This window comes from Streptomyces sp. TLI_053 (genome assembly GCF_900105395.1).
Taxonomy (GTDB): domain Bacteria; phylum Actinomycetota; class Actinomycetes; order Streptomycetales; family Streptomycetaceae; genus Kitasatospora.
Window position 1 is genome coordinate 3,115,181 of the sequence record NZ_LT629775.1, and the last position, 18,510, is coordinate 3,133,690.

The window sequence follows — 18,510 nt, forward strand, 5'->3', positions numbered from 1 at the left end:
GGCGCCGTCAGCCGGTGGCGCGGACGTAGATGTCGGCGGCGCCGGGGAGGCCGCCCGGGTCGGGGGCGACGTAGATCCGGCGGGCCCGGTTGTGGGTGGAGTCGGTGCCGAGGAGGGAAGCCTCGGTGTCCTCGGGTGCCGGGGTCGGCGTGGGGCCGGGCTCGGCGGCGGGGTCGACGGCCGGGGCGATGTGCTCCGTGGGCTCCGGGTCGGCGGCTTCGGCGGCGGGCCCGTCGGTGTCCGCCGGGTCGGCGTCGGGGGCAACGGCGTCCGGGGCCGCGGCGTCGGTCGGCGCCTCGTCGACCGGCGTCCAGGGCGAGTCGGAGCGCGGGGCCGAGGGCGACCCGGCAGGCGGCGTGGTGGGCAACGCGGACGGGGAAGGGGAAGTGGAAGGGGAGGCGTAGGGCGAGGCCGAAGCCGGCAGCGGCGCGCCCAGTTCCGGTGCCGAGGCCGGTTCGTCGCCGCCCAAGGCCTCGGTGAGGTCGGCGGGCAGCGGGGCGACCGCGCCGGGGGCGGGCAGGTCGTAGGTGCGCAGGAAGTCGCCGATGCCGACCTCGCGCCCGCCCGCCAGCCGGTAGTGCAGATAGGCGACGGGCAGGCCGTCCGCCCCGCGCGTGTAGACGGCGCCGACCGGGACGTAGTAGCGGCCCGCGCCCGGGTGCTGGGAGGGGTGCAGCCCGGCCAGCAGTTCGGCGCGGTCGCGGTCGGTCTCGATGGCGCCCCGGCCGACGGTGAGCGCGTTGACGCCGCGGACGGCGAGGGCCGCCAGCACCGACACGAAGACCACCAGGCCGATCGCGACGGTACGGCGCAGCACCGGCCGCCCGTGCAGGGCCGGCCAGGAGTCGCTGGTCGCACGCTCGGGCGGCGATCCGCCGTCGGGCCCTCGTTGCCTCACTGTTCCCCGCTCCCCCGGTCCGTCGTCGTGGCCGCCCGGTAGGGGGCGCGGCCACGCGTGCTGCTCGTCCTGGACCCTACGCTCCGAGTTCCGAATGGAACCAACCACCCCGATCACCCCTCGTGCACCCGCCGCCCGGCCGTCCACCCGGTCGTCCGCCCGGACCTCCCTCCGGCCCTCCGTTCAGCCCTCCGCTCAGCCCAGGTACGCGGGCGCCACCGCGGCCTCCAGCAGCCGGCCGGCCGCGCCGCTCCCGTCGGCGGGGACGGTCCACAGGTCGGCGCCGAAGTCGCCGGGCATGGCGTACAGCAGGGTGCGGTCGTCGGACCAGACGGCCTGGTCGTCGATGCTGCGCTGCTCGGCGGTGGCGGTCTCGGTCATGGTGGCGAGGTCGAGCACGTACAGCCGCCAGGGGGCGTCCTCGGAGGCGCCGGGGACGCGCTTCTTGTAGGCGACCCGGGTGCCGTCCGGGGAGAGGGACGGGCACTCGACGTTCTGGTGCAGGGTGGTGAGGGTGCGGGCGGCGAGGTCGCCGCGGACCAGGTAGGTCTGGCCGCCGGTGGCGACGGTGGCGTAGAAGGTGTTGTCGTCGGCGAAGGTCACGCCCCAGACGTTGACGTCCGGCGCCCGGTACGGCTTGCCGTCCTTGACCACGTCGAACTCCTCCAGGTTCTCCCGGAGGTTCCAGTCGCGGACGTCGACGATCGAGGTGCGGGTGGAGAAGTCGGTGCCCGCGTAGGAGTCGCCGCTGACGAAGACGGTCCAGGCGGCGAGGTGGCCGGAGGGCGAGACCCGGGAGCGGGTGGGGATGCCGGCGGCCGGGAAGGAGCGCAGTTCGCGCAGGTGGTCGTCGAGGACGACGGCCCGGTAGGTGTCCTGGAGGGCGCCCCGGTCGGCCCGCAGGCAGATGCCGGTGCCGGCGGCGGCGTAGAAGCGCAGGCACTGGACGCCGGAGGAGGTGCGCGGGCCGTCGGGGTGCCCGGCGGGGACGGTGACGACCTCGTCGCGGTGCGGGCCCCAGGCCATGTTGCGGAAGACCAGCTGCCGGGCGGCCGGGTCCTTGAGGGTCACCTCGCCCCGGGTGACGACCGGGCCGCCGGCCTGGGTGCGGTCGCGCTCGGCGGAGCGGTCCGAGGCCCACAGCACGGCGCCGGTGCCGACCGCGCCGAGCAGGACGACGGCGACCAGCAGGATCAGCACCCGGGTGCGGTTGGGGAGGGTGGTGGCGGCGGTGGTCACGAGGGCACCTCGGGGTCGTCGGTCGTGGGGGCGGGCCCGCCGGGAGTCGTGACGGGCTTGTCACCGGGTCCGCGCAGGACGAACGCCGCGCCGGTGACGCAGCCGGCCAGCGCCAGCGCCGACCAGGTCAGCGCGGTGGTGCCGCCGACCGCGCTCCACAGCGCGCCGAACGCCAGCGAGCAGGCGAACCGGGCCAGCGCCTGCCCGGTGCCGACCAGGGCGAGGCCGGCGCCGCGCCGCTCGGCGGGGACGGTGTCGGCCGCGGCGGCGGCGAGCACGCCGTCCGTGGCGGCGTAGAAGGAGCCGTGCAGCAGCAGGACGCAGACCACGGCGACCGGGCCGTCCAGCGGCGACAGCAGCAGGCCGTAGGCGAGCAGCAGGACGCCGTGCCCGGCCAGGAACAGCCGGCGGCGGCCGATCCGGTCGGCGAGCGCGCCGAGCGGCACGGCGAGCAGCAGGAAGGCGCCCGCGGTGCCGAGCGGCAGCAGCGGGAAGTACTCGACGGAGAGGCCGAGCCGGCGCTGCACCAGCAGGTAGAGGAAGGAGTCGCTGACGGTGGTGAGGCCGAGCAGCACCGCGCACACGGTGAGCCGGCGCAGGCCGGGGATGCGCAGCAGCGCGAGCCCGTCCCGCAGCCGGGGGCGGGCGTCGGAGGTCGGTTCGGCGCCGTCGAGCCGGTTCGGCACGAACAGCAGCAGGACCAGGACGCCGAGCACCGCGACGCAGCCGCTGACCGCGAACACCGCGTGGTAGCCCTGCTGCTGGCCGCCGTCGGCGAGCACCGGGCCGCCCGCCAGCCGCAGGACGAGGAAGGCGGTGAGCGGGCCGAGCAGCGCGCCCGCCGTGTCCATCGCCCGGTGCACGCCGAACGCCCGGCCGCGGTGGGCCGGTTCGGTGGCGAGCGAGATCATCGCGTCCCGCGGGGCGGTGCGCAGGCCCTTTCCGGTGCGGTCGGCGGCGAGCACGGCACCGATCAGCGGCACGGTGTGGACGAGCAGCAGCAGCGGCTTGCAGAGCGCGGACAGCCCGTAGCCGACGGCGGCGACGGCCTTGTGCCGGGGCGCCCCGTCGCGCCCCCGGCGGTCGGCGAGGTGGCCGCCGAGCAGGCGGACGACGGCGCTGAAGCCGTTCTGGATGCCGTCGAGCAGGCCGAAGCCGAGCGGGGACAGGCCGAGGCCGGTGAGCAGGTAGAGCGGCAGGACGGCGCTGACCATCTCGGACGAGACGTCGGTGACCAGGCTGACCACGCCCAGGACCACCACGGTGCCGGGGACGGCCGCCCGGACGGCGGTGCGGCGGCCGTCGGCGGTGGCGGTGCCGTCGGCGGTGCCTGTGCCGTGGGCGGTGCCGGTGCCGTCGGCGGCCTCCCGCCGCCCCGGCCGGGTCTCGGCCGGGGCGACGGGGGCCTTGGAGCTGCGGGAGTCCGCGACGTACACGGGCGTCAGTTCCAGATGCCGGTGATGGTGGCGGCGGTGGCGGCGTTGCCCGCGTGGCTGGTCAGGCCGGCGAGGTCCTCCAGGGTGCGCAGCACGTTGTAGTGGTTGTACGTGGTGGCGGTGGTGGAGCCCGGGGTGACGTGGGCGCCGTAGAAGACGGTGGGGATGCGGTTGCCGGAGAGGCGGTTGTCCTCGTCGAAGGTGACGACGAGGAGGCTGTTGTTGGCCTTGGCCCAGGTGGCGTAGGCGCCGAGCTTGTTCTTGATCCAGGTGTCGCCGGTGCCGACCGAGCAGTCGTGCATGTCGTTGCAGAGGTCCGGGACGACGAAGGAGACCTTCGGCAGGGTCGCGTAGTTCGTCGGGAACTGCGTCATGGTGTACGCGGTGTTGGTCGGCACGTTGGAGAAGCCGAACCACGGGTTGTGCTTCTGCGCGTACTTGCCGCTGGAACAGACGGTCGAGCCCTGGCTCGGCAGGCCCTCGTTGTAGCTGCCCCAGGTCTTGCCGGCGGCGATCAGCTCGGAGGCGAGGTTCGGCTTGTTGATGGAGCCGACGGAGACGCAACTGTCGTCGGTGCGGCCCTGGTTGGAGCCGGAGAACAGCTGGTAGTAGTTGGGCTCGCTGGGGTGGGTGAGCCCGAAGGACTGGGTGAGGGTGGCGCCGCCGGCCTTGAGGGTGTTGTTGATGTACGGCGCGCTGGAGCTGCCGATGACCTGGGTGTAGGCGTGGTTCTCCAGGACGACGACGACCACGTGGTCGGGCGTCGGCAGGGCGGCGGCCTGCGCGGCGGTGCCGGTGGCGGCCCAGAGGCCGAGCGAGCCGGCGACGAGGCCGAGCCCGGCGGCCGAGGCGGTCAGCGTGCGGCGGCGGGGGCGGCTCGGGGCGGCACCCCCGGCGCTCGGGGTGGTGGCGCTCATGTCAACAGTGTCCGGAGTTTCGGGCATGGTGTCCTCCGTGCGTCGGGAACGGCGGCGGGCAGGGCAGGCTTTCCCGGCCGCCGGGTACTGCCGGGTGGGAGAGCACCGCCGGTCGGGGCGGCGGCGGTTTCGGAGCGCCGCAAACAGTAGGAGCGGCCCGGTGGCGCGGGCCTCGGCGGAGAGGTGAAGAACAGGCGAACAGGGATCGGTGGCCGAGCTTCGCCGTCGGCCGGAGCCGGGGGAACGTCACATTCGGCCCGATTGACCCGTCCGTCGCGGGCGTGGTGGGATTTCCGGCGGCCCCGACGCCCGGTATCGCCCTGACCTGCGGCATTCCGCCCGGGCGGGGAGCGGCGGATTTCGGCCGCCCCCGGTGGCCGCCGGGCCGCGCCGGCCGGCGTCCGGCCTTCGGGCGGGTGTCGGGCGGATGACGTGGAGGAGCGGGACGTGAGCGGACGGTGAGCGCGGCGTGAGGGATCCGGAGCGGGACGGGGCCGGCCTGCCCGACGGCCCGGGCCCGCGGGGCGACGGGAGCACTCCGGGGGCGTGGACCGCGCAGGACGCGCGGGGCGCTCGCGGCGTGCACGGTGCGCGCGGTGCGCACGGTGTGCGCGGTACGGGGCGCGCCCCGGACGACGGCGGGTCCGTCGACGATGCGGGGCCCGTCGTCGGCGCGGGCGTCGTCGGCGAGCACGTCGTCGACGAGCACCTCGTCGGCGAGCACGTCGCCGACGGCCCGGGCCTCGTCGTCGGCGTGGGCGTGCGCGCGACCGCCACCCGGAGCGAGTTGCTGGAGCTGATCCGGCACACCCTCGCCGGAGCCGGACTGCCCGCCGACACCGTCCGCGCGCTCGCGACCCTCGCCGGCAAGGGCGGCCACCCCGCCGTCCGGACGGCCGCGGCGGCGCTCGGCGTCCCCGTGGCCGAGTACCCGGCCGAGGCGCTGGCCGCCGTCCGGGTGCCGAACCCGTCCGGCACCGTCGGCGCGGCGGTCGGCACGGTCAGCGTGGCCGAGGCGGCGGCGCTGGCGGCGACGGGCGGCGGCGAACTCCTCGTCGCCAAACGGAAGACCGCGTCCGCGACGGCCGCCGTCGCCCGCACCCCCCACCCCCGGAACGCAGGAGAGCAGCCGTGACCCCCCACTCGCCCGCCGGACCCGGGACGCCCGAGCCGGACCTGCGCCACCACGGCGACGCCGAGGTCCGCGACGGTGGCGCCGGCCTGGTCGACCTCGCCGTCAACGTCCGCACCGGCACGCCCCCGGCCTGGCTGCGCACACGCCTCGCCACCACCCTCGCCGACCTCGCCGCGTACCCCGACGGCACCGCCGCCCGGGCCGCCGTCGCCGCCCGGCACGGCCGCCCGGTGGACGAGGTACTGCTCACCTCCGGCGCCGCCGAGGCGTTCGTGCTGCTCGCCCGGGTGCTGACGCCACGTCATGTCACGGTGGTCCATCCCCAGTTCACCGAGCCCGAGGCCGCTCTGCGGGACGCCGGGCACCCGGTGCACCGCGCCCTGCTCTCCCCCGCCGAGGGCTTCCGGCTGACCACCGGCGCCGTCCCGGAGGAGTCCGACCTGGTCGTGCTCGGCAACCCCACCAACCCCACCTCCGTGCTCCACCCGGCCGCCGCCGTCGCCGCGCTGGCCCGGCCCGGCCGCACCCTGGTGATCGACGAGGCGTTCATGGACACCGTGCCCGGGGAGAGCGAGTCCCTGGCCGACGCACGGGAGTTGCCGGGCCGGGTGGTGGTCCTGCGCAGCCTCACCAAGACCTGGGGCCTGGCCGGGCTGCGGATCGGCTACGTGCTCGGCCCGGCCCCGCTGATCGCCGCACTCGCCGCCGCCCAGCCGCTCTGGCCGGTCTCCACCCCGGCCCTGGTCGCGGCCGAGGTCTGCTCGGCCCCGGCGGCGCTGGACGAGGCCGAGCAGGCCGCGCACGAGCTCGGCCTCCGGCGCGACCACCTGCTGAAGGGCCTGGCCGCCCTCCCCGAGGTCCGGGTGCACGGCGAACCGGCGGCCTCCTTCGTGCTGGTTGAGCTGCCCGGCGCGGACGCCGTGCGCGACCGGCTGCGCGAACGCGGCTTCGCCGTCCGCCGGGGCGACACCTTCCCCGGCCTCGGCCCGGACTGGCTCCGGATCGCCGTCCGGGACGAGGGCACCGCGGACGCGTTCCTCGCCGCGCTCGCCGAGGCCCTGGGCCGGAGGCCGTCCGACAATTCCTGGCCGAGGTCGTCCGACAATTCCTAGCTAGGGGTTGGCGGGGCGGCCGAGGGCGGCGGACGTCCCGACCGGCCCCGAGCCCGGGACCGGACCCGGGAGGGTGAGCGTCGGCGTGCCCGAGGGCGTCGTCACCACCACCGTGATCGGCGCCGAACGCCCGCCCGACCCGCCGTCCCCCGAGGTCAGGAGCACCACCGTCAGGGTCGCCCCGGCCATCGCGACCACCGCCCAGCGTGCGCGGCGCGCCGCCCGTCCGCCCGCGTTCCGGTCCGTCTCCTCGCCGTCCACGCCCTCGCCGTCCACGCCCTCGCCCGCCGTGCCCTCGAACTGCCGGTGCCCGCCGCCCATCCCGGTCGCCTCCCCGGACTCGTTTCTGGTACTCGTGGGACCTCTCCGAACGGCAACCGGTTCCGCGATCGCGGAAAGAAGTCCTCTCAGGACACCGGCCCGACCCGGTCCCCGACCCGCACCCGCCCGGGCCGCAGCACCCGGGCGTACACCCCCAGGCAGGGCAGCGCCGACATGCCCGGCAACGGCACCACCCGGTTGCGCTCCGCGAGCACCCGCAGCGCCGCCGCCGAGCGCGGCAGTCCCGGCCCGTGCGCGAGAGTGGGGACGGCGCACCGCGGCGTCGCGGCCAGGACGTGCAGGCGCAGCTCCGGCCCGACCGCCAACTCCCCCTCCACCCATCCGTTCTCGACGAAACCGGAGACGCCGCCGGGCGTCCGCAGCACCAGGTTGGGGCGGTACCGCCGGGCCGCCGCCGCGGGCGCGTCCGCGGCGGCGAGCGCGGCCGTGGTGAGCAGGTGGAGCGGCGCGAAGTCGAAGAAGGTGCCGGACGGCGCACCGCGCCCCAACTCACTGACGGTGAAGCCGACCTCGGCACCCACGCCGTGGGCCAGCACCTCCTCCGGGACGGACCGTTCGACGCTCGCTCCCGGCGGCGGCACGTCCACCAGCCGGACCTTGCGGCCCAGCCGCTCCGAGAGTCCGCCCTCGTCGACGGCCTCCCCGTCCCGGTCGAGGACGGTCACCCTGCCGCCCGGCCCGGTGACCGCCGTGAACCCGAGCACGGCCGCCCACAGCCGGGGGTTCTTGGCGCTCGCCACCCGGCCGGTGCCGACGTCCAGCAGCGCCCACGCCCGGTCGCCGGCGACACCGCGTTCCGACACCTCCGCCTCGCGGAGCTCCTCGCCGAGCATCGACTTCACCGGGTACCGGCACAGCCGCTCCACCGTGGCGGCCGGCACGGCGCTCAGGCCCCCGCCTCGGTCCGCGCCCACTCCCGCAGCGTGTCGAAGTCCTCGGCCCGCAGGCCGAGCCCGGGGTGGATCCGGAACGTCGCCGCCGGGCCCGGGTGGTTGGCGGCTATCCACTCGGTGTCCTGCGGTCCCAGCTCGTCGTCCACCCAGACGAAGGGCCGCCCGGCCGCCCACTCGACCAGGACCCTGGTCTTCCAGTGCAGGCCGTCCGGGTCCTCGTGGAACATCTTCGGCCAGGCGATGAACGGGAGTTCGGGCAGGCCGACGAGCGGGCCGATCCAGGTGTTGGCCTCGCCCTTCCAGGCGGTCGCCCAGACCAGTTCGAAGGGCAGGTCGAGCAGCCGGGGGCCGTGGTCGGGGTTGATCCAGAGCCGGATCGGCTCGATCTCCCCGGTCGGCCGGCCGGGGAAGCGCGCCAGCAGGAAGTCCGGGCGGACGTGGTGGGTGCCGTATCCGGCGGGCTGTTCCGGCGGCTGGGCGGCGAACGGGTTCAGCGGGCCGTCGACGTCGAGGAGGAGCAGCGGGAGGGTGGTCATGTCGCGAATGGTCCCGCGCGACGGCCTTCTTGACCATCTTTTTTACGGCGGGCGGGAGGGCCCGGGGCGGTCCGGAACAGAATCGGGATATTTCCCGCACCGGACCGTGAACGTCCCCGGCGTACGGTCGTCCTGCGCCGGTGAGCGACACCGGCGGTCACAACCCTGGGGGATCCGCCATGCGCCCGCGCCGTCTCGTTCTCACCGCCGTCGCCGTCGCGGCCCTCGCCGCCACCGCCACCGCCTGCGGGCCGGAGAACAGCGACCCCGCCCCCGCCGCGTCCGGCCCGGCCACGACGGCCGCCGCCCCCGCCACCGCGGCCCCGGCGACCACGCCCGCGCCCGCCACCACCCCGGCCACCACCCCGGCTCCGGCCTCCGCTCCCGCCACCGCGGCCGCGCCCGTTACGGGGAAGCCCTCCACCCCGGCCCAGGCCGCCGGCACCTGCGGTGCCAAGGACCTCGTCCTCACCGCCAAGGTCGAGTCCCAGGCGGGCGGCTACGTCCTGATCACCGCCAAGGCCAAGCCCGGCGTCACCTGCACCCTGCCCGCCCGCCCCGTGATCGCCTTCGGCTCGGGCGGCATCGAGGCGGCCAAGGCCGAGCAGACCGCCGCCCAGCCGATCAAGCTCAGCGGGTCGGAGGCCGCCTACGCGGGCGTCATGACCAAGACCACCAAGGACAACCAGGCGATCCAGTTCAACGACGTGATCGTCGGCATCACCACCCCGGACCCGGACCCGGTCAGCCTGCCGATCGGCCCGACCAACGTGGACAAGCCGATCGTCACCAACTGGCACAGCCGGCCCGCGGAGGCCGTGCCGGTCCACTGACGGGCCCGGGCCGCCTCCGGGCCGGTGCCCGGACCGGCGATCACCGGCCCCGAGGCGGCCCGGTAATCGCTGGTCCGGGCACCGGCTCCTCTGCTTGGATCCGGCCATGACCACGGAACTGCCGGACGGCTACGAGATCTCCACCGACCCCGCGCGCCTCGACGCCGCCCTGATCCACCGGTGGCTGTCCGAGGACGCCTACTGGGCCCTCGGCCGCAGCCGCGAGAAGCAGGACCTCGCCATCGCCGGCTCGCTCAACTTCGGCGTCTACGAGAGCGCTTCCGGCGGTCAGCTCGGCTACGCCCGGGTGGTCACCGATTTCGCCACCTTCGCCTGGCTCTGCGACGTCTACATCGCCCCGGCGGCCCGCGGCCGGGGCCTCGGCACCGCCCTCGCCGCCGCCGCCCGCGACCACCTCGCCCCCTACGGCCTGCGCCGCCTCCTGCTCGCCACCGCCGACGCCCACCCCGTCTACGCGAAGGTCGGCTTCGAGCCGATGGCGAAGCCGGAGAAGTGGATGATCCTCGGCCAGCAGTGAAGCAGTGCTGTGAAGCAGTGTCGTGAGGCACTGCGGTGGAACGGTGCGCTGACGCAGTGCCGTGGAGCACCACGCCGGAAACGCCCGCAGGGCCTCCCCCGTTGCTCGGGGAGGCCCTGCGGGCGTACGCGGTACCACCGGCGGCGGACCGCCGTGGATCAGACCTGGCCGGCCTTCTCCAGGGCGGCGCAGCAGGTGTTGATCAGCAGGCGGGTGACGACGTAGGGGTCGACGTTGGCGTTCGGCCGACGGTCCTCGATGTAACCCTTCTGGTCGACCTCGACCTGCCACGGGATGCGGACCGAGGCGCCGCGGTCCGAGACACCGTAGGAGTAGACGTTCCACGGGGCGGTCTCGTGCTTGCCGGTCAGGCGGGACTGGATGTCGTCGCCGTACTGGCTGACGTGCTCCAGGACCAGCTCCTGGGAGGCGCCGAGCGACTCGCAGGCGGTGATGATCGCGTCGTAGCCCTCGCGCATCGCCTTGGTGGAGAAGTTGGTGTGCGCGCCCGCACCGTTCCAGTCGCCGCGGGCCGGCTTCGCGTCGAGGGTGGCGTCGATGCCGAACTCCTCGGCGGTGCGGTAGAGCAGGTAGCGGGCGATCCACATGTCGTCGGAGACGGTCAGGGCGTCGACCGGGCCGATCTGGAACTCCCACTGGCCGGGCATGACCTCGGCGTTGATGCCGCAGATGGCGAGGCCGGCGTCGATGCAGCGGTCCAGGTGCAGCTCGACGATCTCGCGGCCGAAGACCTCCTCGGCGCCGACACCGCAGTAGTAGCCGCCCTGCGGGGCCGGGAAGCCGCCCTCGGGGAAGCCGAGCGGGCGGGAGCCCTTGAAGAAGGTGTACTCCTGCTCGATGCCGAAGATCGACTCCTGGTCCGCGTACTGCTCGGCGACGGAGCGCAGCAGGGCGCGGGTGTTGGACTCGTGCGGGGTGCCGTCGGTCTCGTTGACCTCGCAGAGGACCAGGATGTGGTCGCCGCCGCGGATCGGGTCCTTGACGACCCGGACCGGCTCGAGGACGCGGTCCGAGGCGTGACCCTCGGCCTGGTTGGTCGAGGAACCGTCGAAGCCCCAGGTGGGGATCTTGTCCGCGTTCGGCAGGACACGAGTCTTGGAGCGGAGCTTGGCGGTCGGCTTGGTGCCGTCGATCCAGATGTACTCGGCCTTGATTGCCACGGCGGTGTACCTCGCAAACTGGGTGGTGGGTGCCCGCGTAGCGTTGCAAGGCGCCGTTTCCCGGTTGTTCCTCTCATGTAACGCGCATGTGAACCAACCGTCCGCATTGGCACGGTCACGGTGCGGGAGTGCCGCAGGTGGCACTCCCGCACGCCTGGAGACCCCGGGGTTGTCAGTGGCGGCGGGCGTGGGCCGCGACCGCGCGGCGGCGACGGGTGCCCCAGAGGGCGACGGCGCCCCCGGCCACCAGCGCCGCGGCCCCGGCGGCGAGCGGGGCGGTGGCGTCGTTGCCGCCGGTGGACGCCAGGTGGTCCGGCGCGGCGGAGGAGGTGCCGGTGCCGGTCCGGCGGGCGGAGGGGGTCGCGGTGGCCGCCTGCGGGGCGGCGGCGCGGCCGGTCCCGGGGGCGGCGGACGGGACACCGGAGGGAGTGACGTCCACGACGGGCTGGGCGGCCGGGGTCACGGTGGGGGCGGCCTCCGAGGGTGTCGGCGCCGCGCTGGGCGTAGCGGTGGGCACGGCCGGCACCGGCTTCTCGCAGCTCACCGAGGCGATCCTGATGGTGCCGGTCACCTTGGCGACATTGAGGTTGAGCGGGTCCACCGCCACCTGCACCTCCAGTGCCGAGGCCGCGGCCGTGGTCGAGGTGGTGGTCTTCTTGGAGAACTCCACCGAGACGCTGCCGACCAGCGGCACGTCCACCTTGGTCGGCCCGTACAGGCCGACGGTGACGGACTTGCCGAGCACGGTGAGCTTGGCGGGGGCCACCACGTCGGCGGTCGGCTGCCCGTCGACCGGACAGGTGGCGGTGGCGGTGAGCGCCTCCAGACCCAGCAGGGTGGTCCCGGGCAGGCCGGGGGCGTGCACATCGGCGTCGGCCAGGGTCACGGAGGCGGTGGCACCCTTGGCGTCCGTCCTGGTCACCGACTTGCCGACGTCGGCCTTGACCAGGGTGACCGGGCCGGACTGGTCGACACCGTCGACCTTGGCGGTGAGCACGGTGCCGTCGCGCTGCGCCGGGGACTCCACCTTGTTCAGCGAGACGTTCACCGGCACGTCCACCGCGTTGTTCAGCAGCTTGACGTCCAGGTCGAGTTCGGCGGTGACGGCCCGCGCCTTGCCGGGGGACGGAGTCGCGGGGGCCCCGGCCCCCGGAACCCCGGGGGCGGCGGTGGCGGTCGGAACGGTGAGCAGTGTGCAGACGGCGACCGCGGCGGTTGCGGAAACGATTCGGCGGGCGGAGCGAGAAGACATGGCGGTACCCCATGACCAACGACAGGAATTGGATGAGCCGCCAGTCTTCTCAAACGATCCGTCATACGAGTCATACAGAGAGTCATTTCACCCGTTGGGGTGATGTTGACGCTCCGCGGTGACCAGGGTCTGCTACAGGGACGGCCGGGACTACGGCAGCCGCCAGTCGACGGGCTGGGCGCCCTGCCGGACCAGCAGTTCGTTGGCCCGGCTGAACGGGCGGGAGCCGAAGAAGCCGCCGCTCGCCGAGTACGGGCTCGGGTGCGCGGACTCGATCGCCGGGATCTCGCCCAGCAGCGGGCGCAGATTGCGCGCGTCCCGGCCCCACAGGATCGCCACCAGCGGGCCGCCGCGCGCCGTCAGGGCACGGATCGCCTGCTCGGTGACCTCCTCCCAGCCCTTGCCGCGGTGCGCGGCGGGCTTGCGCGGGGCGGTGGTCAGGGCCCGGTTCAGCAGCAGCACGCCCTGCCGCGTCCACGGGGTGAGGTCGCCGTTGGACGGCTGCGGCAGGCCGAGGTCGCTGCCGTACTCCTGGAAGATGTTGATCAGACTGGCCGGGATCGGACGGACGTCCTCCCCCACCGAGAAGCTGAGACCGACGGCGTGACCGGGCGTCGGATAGGGGTCCTGGCCGACGATCAGCACCCGGACGTCGGCGAAGGGCTGCTGGAAGGCGCGCAGCACGTTCGGTCCGGAGGGCAGATAGGTGCGGCCTGCCGCCAGCTCGGCGCGGAGGAAGTCGCCCATCGCGGCGACCCGCCCGGCCACCGGCTCCAGCGCGGTGGCCCACCCGGGCTCGACGATCTCGTTCAGTGGACGCGGTGCCATGGGCGTAACCCTATCGGCCTACTCGGACACCCCGTTCACCACGACCGCCGCCCCGGGGCCGCGGCGGCTCCGCTCAGGCCACCGGGCGGCCGCGCAGCACCACCAGCCGCGGATCGGCCAGCACCCGGACGTCGGCGCGCGGGTCCTCCGCGTACACCACGAAGTCCGCCGGGGCGCCCTCCTCCAGACCGGGCCGCCCCAGCCAGGCCCGCGCACCCCAGCTCGCCGCCGAGAGCGCCTCGGCCGGGGCGAGCCCGGCCTTCACCAGCTCGGCGACCTCCGCCGCGACCAGGCCGTGGGCCAGCGAGCCGCCCGCGTCCGTGCCCACGTAGATCGGGATGCCCGCGTCGTGCGCGGCGCCCACCGTGTCGTAGCGGCGCTCGTGCAGCCGGCGCATGTGGGCCGCCCAGGCGGGGAACTTGGCCTCCCCGCCGGCCGCCAGCTGCGGGAAGGTGGCGATGTTGACGAGCGTCGGGACGATCGCGACCCCGCGCTCGGCGAACACCGGGACCAGTTCCTCGGTCAGCCCGGTGGCGTGCTCGACGCAGTCGATCCCGGCCGCCAGCAGGTCCGGCAGCGACTCGGCGGCGAAGCAGTGCGCGGTGACCCGCGCGCCCTCCTCGTGCGCCGCCGCGATCGCCTCGGCGAGCGCGTCGCCGGGCCAGCAGGCGGTGAGGTCGCCGTGCTCGCGGTCGATCCAGTCGCCGACCAGCTTGACCCAGCCGTCGCCGCGCCGGGCCTCGGCCCGGACGTAGGCGGCGAGGTCGCCGGGCTCGATCTCGTGCGCGTAGTTGCGGATGTAGCGGCGGGTGCGGGCGATGTGCCGGCCGGCCCGGATGATCCGCGGCAGGTCCTCCCGCTCGTCGATCCAGCGGGTGTCCGCGGCCGACCCGGCGTCGCGGATCAGCAGGGTCCCGGTGTCGCGGTCGGTGATCGCCTGCTTCTCGCTGGTGGCGGCGTCGACCGCGCCGTGCGCGTCCAGGCCGACGTGGCAGTGCGCGTCCACCAGCCCCGGCAGCACCCAGCCCTCGACCGTCCGGACGTCCCCGGACCCGGCCCCGGCCCCGTCCCCGAGCCCGACGGCGGCCGGCCGGGAGAAGGTCACCCGGCCGTCGACCACCCAGAGTTCGTCCCGGACGTCCTCCGGCCCCACCAGCACCCGACCACGGACGTGCAGCACCGCGCCATCGCTCATGGCCGCACTCTACCGACGGCGCCGTTCCCTGCGGGCGGCGAATCTGAGGCAGACTCGTTCGGGCCGGTACCGATCCGACCACCCCCGCCCGCCCCTCCCCGCGAAAGGCCCCGAGACCGTGAGCCCCTTCCTCGACCTGCCCCCGCTCACCGCCGCCGAGTTCGCGGCGATCGAGGACAAGGTCGCCGCACTGCTGCACACCACCGCCGACGTCGTCGTCACCCAGGGCGAGGCACTGCTGCCGCTGGAGGCGGCGATCCGCGGCGCCGCGCACCCGGGCTCGACCGCGCTCAACATCGTCACCGGCCCCTACGGCCGGACCTTCGGCGACTGGCTGCGCGACTGCGGCGCCGAGGTGATCGACCTGGCCGTGCCGTTCGACACCGCGGTGAGCGCCGAGCAGGTCGCCGAGGCGCTCGCGGCCGAGCCCTCGATCGACTTCGTCTCGCTGGTGCACGCCGAGGCCGCCACCGGCAACACCAACCCGGTCGCGGAGATCGCCGCCGTGGTGCGCGAGCACGGCGCGCTGCTGATGGTGGACGCGGTCGCCTCAGTGGCCGCCGAGCCGCTGCTGACCGACGCCTGGGGCGTGGACCTGTGCGTGATCGGCGGGCAGAAGGCGATGGGCGGCCCGGCCGGTGTCTCGGCGGTCTCGGTCTCCGCCCGGGCCTGGGAGCGGATCGCCGCCAACCCGGCCGCCCCGCGCCGCTCCTACCTCTCGCTGCTGGACTGGAAGGAGCGCTGGACGGACGCCGGGCGCACCGTCCTGCCGCACGCGCCCGCGCAGTTGGAGATGCTGGCGCTCGGCGCCTGCCTGGACCGGATCGCGGCCGACGGCCCGGACACCGTGATCGCCCGCCACCGGGCGGCGGCGGCCGCCACCCGCGCGGGCGTCCGGGCGCTCGGCACGCTCGCCCCCTTCGTCCCGGACGACGCGCACGCCGCGCCGGTCGCCACCACCCTGCGCGTCCCGGACGGCCTGGACGCCACCGGCCTCGCCCGCGAACTGCTGCGGCTGGACCCGTCGCTCCCGGTCCAGGCCGGCGGCGGGGCGCTGGCCGCCACGATGCTGCGGGTGAACCACTACGGCGCCGCCGCGGACCTCGGCACCGTCCGCGCCACCCTGACCGCCCTCGCCACCGCGACCGGCGCGGACGCCGCCCCCGCCCTCACCGCGGCGGACGCCGCCTGGGACGGGGCGCTCACCGCCTGACCGCCGCACCGCGGACGTCACCCGGAACCCGGCCGACGTCACCCGGTCACCGCCACCCGGCAGCAACCCGGCCGCCGCCCCGACCCGCTACGCTCGCGCTCCGATCTTGATCACAGGGGGAGCGTGAATGTCGACGGTATGGACCAGAACGACCGGGTGGCTGACCCTGATCGGCGTCCTCGTCACCGAAGTGTGGGCTCTGCTGCCCGCGGTGAGCCCGAGCGCGGTGGCGCTGTCGGCCCCGGCCCGGCTGCTGCCGCTGCTGGTGACCTCGGTCTGCGCCCTCGGCTGGCTGGCGGTCTCGGCGGTGACACGTCGGCGCGAGCAGGTCCGGCGTGAACGGATCCGGCGCGCGACCTTCGGACCCGTCCTGGACAAGCGGCCGCCCGCCGCCCCCGGCCGGACCACCGCCGCCCTGCTGGGCGTCGCGCTCGCCCTCGGGCCGACCGCCGCCCTGGCCCAGGCGGTCGGCCCGGACGGCGCCGAGGGCCGCTGGACCCAGCGGGTCCTGCGCGCGGGCGGCGGCCTGTACACGGTGGAGATAGCCGAGGTGCTCGGCACACCCCGGCGCACCGGCGTCAACATCAACGACCACCAGGTCTGGAGCGCGCCGATGGTGCTGGCCGTGCCGTGGTCGGACGGCGAGCCCCGACGACTGACCCTGGACCGGGTGGAGACGCTGGACGAGCCGGAACCGGGGGACTCGGTCTCGCTGATGTTCGCCGCGAACGACCTCGGACTCGGCGCCCGCGCGCACCGTTACGGCGCGATGAGCGGGATCGCCGGGCTCTGGATCCTGGTCCTCGGCCTGCTCGGCTCGGTCTTCGGCGCGGGCACGCTGGTCTCCGGGCGCGAGACGGTCGGCCGGCTGCGGGACTTCGCCCCCGGCGTGCACCTGCCGGTCGCCGGACTGCTGGCCCTGGGCGTCGGCCTCGACCTGCTGGTGGTGTACGCGTGGCCGCCGACCGCCCTGGGCTGGCTGCTGGCCCTCGCGGCGGCCACCACTCCGGCGCTCGCCGCCTGGTGGGTGCTCCGGCGGCTCCCGTACGGCCGCTGACGACGGGCCGCCGGGCCGGGTGCGCGCGCTCCCCGGCCGGGCAGTGTTCCCGAGCCGTTCACTCCCCCGGCACCGGGACCTCACCGACCCCGGGCAGGCTCCCGCACGACGGAGAAGTTGTCTGTACAACTTCGACCCCCCACCTCCGGGCCGCCGAGGAGAAGAGCATGACCACCACCGCCGAGCTGTCGCCGTACTGGCTGCGCGACAACTGCCCCTGCACCGAGTGCCGCGACCCGCGCAACGGGCAGAAGCTGTTCCAGATCACCGAGCTGCCGGACGATCTGGCGATCGCCGCGCGGGCCGAGCTGGACGGCCACCTGGAGGTGCTCTGGTCGGACGGGCACCGCTCGCGCTACCCCGTCGGGTGGCTGGCCGAGGAGGCCGGGGAGGACGGCCGCACCGAGAGCGGCAAGCAGTTGTGGGCCGCCGCCGACTTCGCCCGCGGCATCCCGGAGGCCCACTGGGACGACTACCTGGCCGACCCGGCCGAGAAGGCCGCCGTGCTGGCCGCCGTCCGCCGCTCCGGCTTCGCGGTGCTGCGCGGCGTCCCGGTGGTGGAGCGGCAGGTGCTGGCGGTCGCGGAGACCTTCGGGTACGTGCGGGTCACCAACTACGGCGAGCTGTTCGACGTCCGGGTCGAGCCGGACCCGAACAACCTCGCCTTCACCAGCGCCGCGATCACCCCGCACTCGGACAACCCGTACCGGGACCCGGTGCCCACCCTCCAACTGCTGCACTGCCTGGAGAACTCGGCCACCGGAGGCGACTCCGGCCTGGTGGACGGCTTCCGGGCGGCGGCGCTGCTGCGCGCGGAGGCGCCCGGGCACTTCGCGGTGCTGACCCGCACCCCGGTGCCGTTCGTGTTCCGCGACCGGGGCACCGAGCTGCGCGCCGACCGCCCGCTGATCGACGTGGACCCGCTGGGCCGGATCCGCGAGGTGCGGTTCAACAACCGCTCGATCGCGACCCTGCGCGGTCCGGCGGCGGAGCTGGACGCCTTCTACGCCGCCTACCGGGCGTTCGCCGCGATCACCCTGCGCCCGGCGCTGCAGCTGGAGTTCCGCCTCGACCCCGGGGACTGCCTGATCTTCGACAACGTCCGGCTGCTGCACGCCCGGACGGCCTTCGCCCAGGACGGCCGGCGCCACCTCCAGGGCTGCTACGCCGACCTGGACTCGCTGTCCTCCACCCTGAGCGTGCTGGAGCGCCGTGCGGCCGCGCTGGACGAACTGGCCGCGCTGTTCGAGGGCGAGGGCGCCGGGGAGTACCTGGGCGAGGCGGTCACCATGGCCGAGCACATGCTGCAGGCCGGCGCGCTGGCCGAGGCGAAGGGCGCCGGCCCGCACCTGGTCGCGGCGGCGCTGCTGCACGACGTCGGGCATCTCTCTCTCGACAAGCACAGCCAGGGCGCCCTGCACGGACGGGACCTGATGGAGGGCCGGGACAACCGGCACAGCCACACCGGCGCGGACTGGCTGGCCCGCTGGTTCGGCCCGGAGGTCACCGAGCCGGTCCGGCTGCACGTGGCGGCCAAGCGCTACCTGTGCGCGGTCGAGCCGGACTACCGGGCCCGGCTGTCCGAGGCCTCGGAGTACACCCTCCGGGTGCAGGGCGGTCCGATGTCCGAGGAGGAGGCCGCCGCCTTCGCCGCCCGGCCGGGCGCCGAGGACGCGGTGGCGGTCCGCCGCTGGGACGACGAGGCCAAGGAGGCGGACGCGGCGACGCCGGACTTCACGCACTTCCGGCCGCTGCTGGCCGCACTGATGCGCTGATGCCCTGATGCGCTGACCCGAACAGCCCCGCTGCCGCACCCGTGGCGCACCGCTGCCGCACCGTGCCGCCCGGCTGCCGCACCGCTTCAACGGCGGTGCGGCAGCCGGGCGTTCGGGCAGGGCACCCCGC

At 75.2% G+C, this 18,510-nt stretch carries 18 protein-coding genes; 7 read left to right on the forward strand and 11 right to left on the reverse strand.

Annotation, left to right across the window (positions count from 1 at the left end):
* Positions 1-7 precede the first annotated feature (7 nt).
* From BLU95_RS12185 to BLU95_RS12200, 4 genes are all read right to left on the reverse strand, one after another.
* On the reverse strand, positions 8-898 hold the full coding sequence (locus tag BLU95_RS12185) for a hypothetical protein (RefSeq protein WP_093860037.1): 891 nt from the start codon (positions 896-898) through the stop codon (positions 8-10).
* A 195-nt stretch (positions 899-1,093) separates the two neighbouring features.
* The gene (locus tag BLU95_RS12190; RefSeq protein ID WP_093860038.1) at positions 1,094-2,137 is read right to left on the reverse strand and encodes a TolB family protein; all 1,044 of its coding nucleotides are present in this window, start codon (positions 2,135-2,137) and stop codon (positions 1,094-1,096) included.
* A complete protein-coding gene (locus BLU95_RS12195) occupies positions 2,134-3,573 on the reverse strand; it encodes an MFS transporter (RefSeq protein ID WP_093860039.1) in 1,440 nt (479 codons plus the stop codon). Before BLU95_RS12195 ends, BLU95_RS12190 begins: the two co-directional genes overlap by 4 nt.
* Before the next feature lie 5 nt (positions 3,574-3,578).
* On the reverse strand, positions 3,579-4,490 hold the full coding sequence (locus tag BLU95_RS12200; protein WP_093860040.1) for an alkaline phosphatase family protein: 912 nt from the start codon (positions 4,488-4,490) through the stop codon (positions 3,579-3,581).
* A 607-nt stretch (positions 4,491-5,097) separates the two neighbouring features.
* On the opposite strand from BLU95_RS12200, the gene BLU95_RS12205 reads away from it, so the two are divergent.
* Positions 5,098-5,625, forward strand: a complete 528-nt coding sequence (locus BLU95_RS12205) for a cobalamin biosynthesis protein (protein ID WP_093864824.1) — start codon at positions 5,098-5,100, stop codon at positions 5,623-5,625.
* On the forward strand, positions 5,622-6,737 hold the full coding sequence (cobC, locus tag BLU95_RS12210; RefSeq protein WP_093860041.1) for an Rv2231c family histidinol phosphate aminotransferase CobC: 1,116 nt from the start codon (positions 5,622-5,624) through the stop codon (positions 6,735-6,737). The genes BLU95_RS12205 and cobC overlap by 4 nt, the downstream gene beginning before the upstream one ends.
* On the opposite strand, the gene BLU95_RS12215 is transcribed toward cobC, so the two are convergent.
* From BLU95_RS12215 to BLU95_RS12225, 3 genes are all read right to left on the reverse strand, one after another.
* Entirely contained in the window at positions 6,738-7,058 is a 321-nt protein-coding gene (locus BLU95_RS12215; RefSeq protein WP_093860042.1) for a hypothetical protein, read from the reverse strand. It lies immediately after the preceding gene.
* Between the two features lie 86 nt (positions 7,059-7,144).
* Positions 7,145-7,993 (reverse strand): MOSC N-terminal beta barrel domain-containing protein, encoded by an 849-nt coding sequence (locus BLU95_RS12220; RefSeq protein WP_231978532.1) that lies wholly within the window; start codon positions 7,991-7,993, stop codon positions 7,145-7,147.
* Positions 7,966-8,508: a hypothetical protein gene (locus BLU95_RS12225; protein ID WP_093860043.1), complete on the reverse strand. Its 543-nt coding sequence runs from the start codon at positions 8,506-8,508 to the stop codon at positions 7,966-7,968. The genes BLU95_RS12220 and BLU95_RS12225 overlap by 28 nt, the downstream gene beginning before the upstream one ends.
* A gap of 179 nt (positions 8,509-8,687) precedes the next feature.
* Between BLU95_RS12225 and BLU95_RS12230 the strand changes: the two genes are divergently transcribed.
* Both BLU95_RS12230 and BLU95_RS12235 read left to right on the forward strand, forming a co-directional pair.
* Positions 8,688-9,341 carry a DUF4232 domain-containing protein gene (locus tag BLU95_RS12230; protein WP_093860044.1) on the forward strand — a complete coding sequence of 218 codons (654 nt, stop codon included), beginning with the start codon at positions 8,688-8,690 and terminating at the stop codon, positions 9,339-9,341.
* Between the two features lie 106 nt (positions 9,342-9,447).
* The gene (locus BLU95_RS12235) at positions 9,448-9,879 is read left to right on the forward strand and encodes a GNAT family N-acetyltransferase (RefSeq protein ID WP_093860045.1); all 432 of its coding nucleotides are present in this window, start codon (positions 9,448-9,450) and stop codon (positions 9,877-9,879) included.
* Positions 9,880-10,037: 158 nt separating this feature from the next.
* Here BLU95_RS12235 and glnII read toward each other — a convergent pair whose 3' ends face one another.
* From glnII to BLU95_RS12255, 4 genes are all read right to left on the reverse strand, one after another.
* On the reverse strand, positions 10,038-11,060 hold the full coding sequence (glnII, locus tag BLU95_RS12240) for a glutamine synthetase GlnII (RefSeq protein WP_093860046.1): 1,023 nt from the start codon (positions 11,058-11,060) through the stop codon (positions 10,038-10,040).
* 172 nt (positions 11,061-11,232) lie between these two features.
* Complete coding sequence (locus BLU95_RS43260; protein WP_093860047.1) at positions 11,233-12,312, reverse strand: SCO1860 family LAETG-anchored protein; 1,080 nt, start codon at positions 12,310-12,312, stop codon at positions 11,233-11,235.
* Between the two features lie 150 nt (positions 12,313-12,462).
* Positions 12,463-13,140, reverse strand: coding sequence for a uracil-DNA glycosylase (locus BLU95_RS12250; RefSeq protein ID WP_093860048.1), 678 nt, complete (start codon positions 13,138-13,140; stop codon positions 12,463-12,465).
* A gap of 73 nt (positions 13,141-13,213) precedes the next feature.
* Positions 13,214-14,335, reverse strand: coding sequence for an amidohydrolase family protein (locus BLU95_RS12255; protein ID WP_093860049.1), 1,122 nt, complete (start codon positions 14,333-14,335; stop codon positions 13,214-13,216).
* A 118-nt stretch (positions 14,336-14,453) separates the two neighbouring features.
* Here BLU95_RS12255 and BLU95_RS12260 point away from each other — a divergent pair, with 118 nt between their 5' ends.
* From BLU95_RS12260 to tmpA, 3 genes are all read left to right on the forward strand, one after another.
* Complete coding sequence (locus BLU95_RS12260) at positions 14,454-15,548, forward strand: pyridoxal-phosphate-dependent aminotransferase family protein (RefSeq protein WP_231978533.1); 1,095 nt, start codon at positions 14,454-14,456, stop codon at positions 15,546-15,548.
* A 127-nt stretch (positions 15,549-15,675) separates the two neighbouring features.
* Positions 15,676-16,605 (forward strand): hypothetical protein, encoded by a 930-nt coding sequence (locus tag BLU95_RS12265; protein ID WP_093860051.1) that lies wholly within the window; start codon positions 15,676-15,678, stop codon positions 16,603-16,605.
* Positions 16,606-16,772: 167 nt separating this feature from the next.
* A complete protein-coding gene (gene tmpA, locus BLU95_RS12270; RefSeq protein WP_093860052.1) occupies positions 16,773-18,380 on the forward strand; it encodes a 2-trimethylaminoethylphosphonate dioxygenase in 1,608 nt (535 codons plus the stop codon).
* The last annotated feature ends 130 nt before the right edge of the window (positions 18,381-18,510 follow it).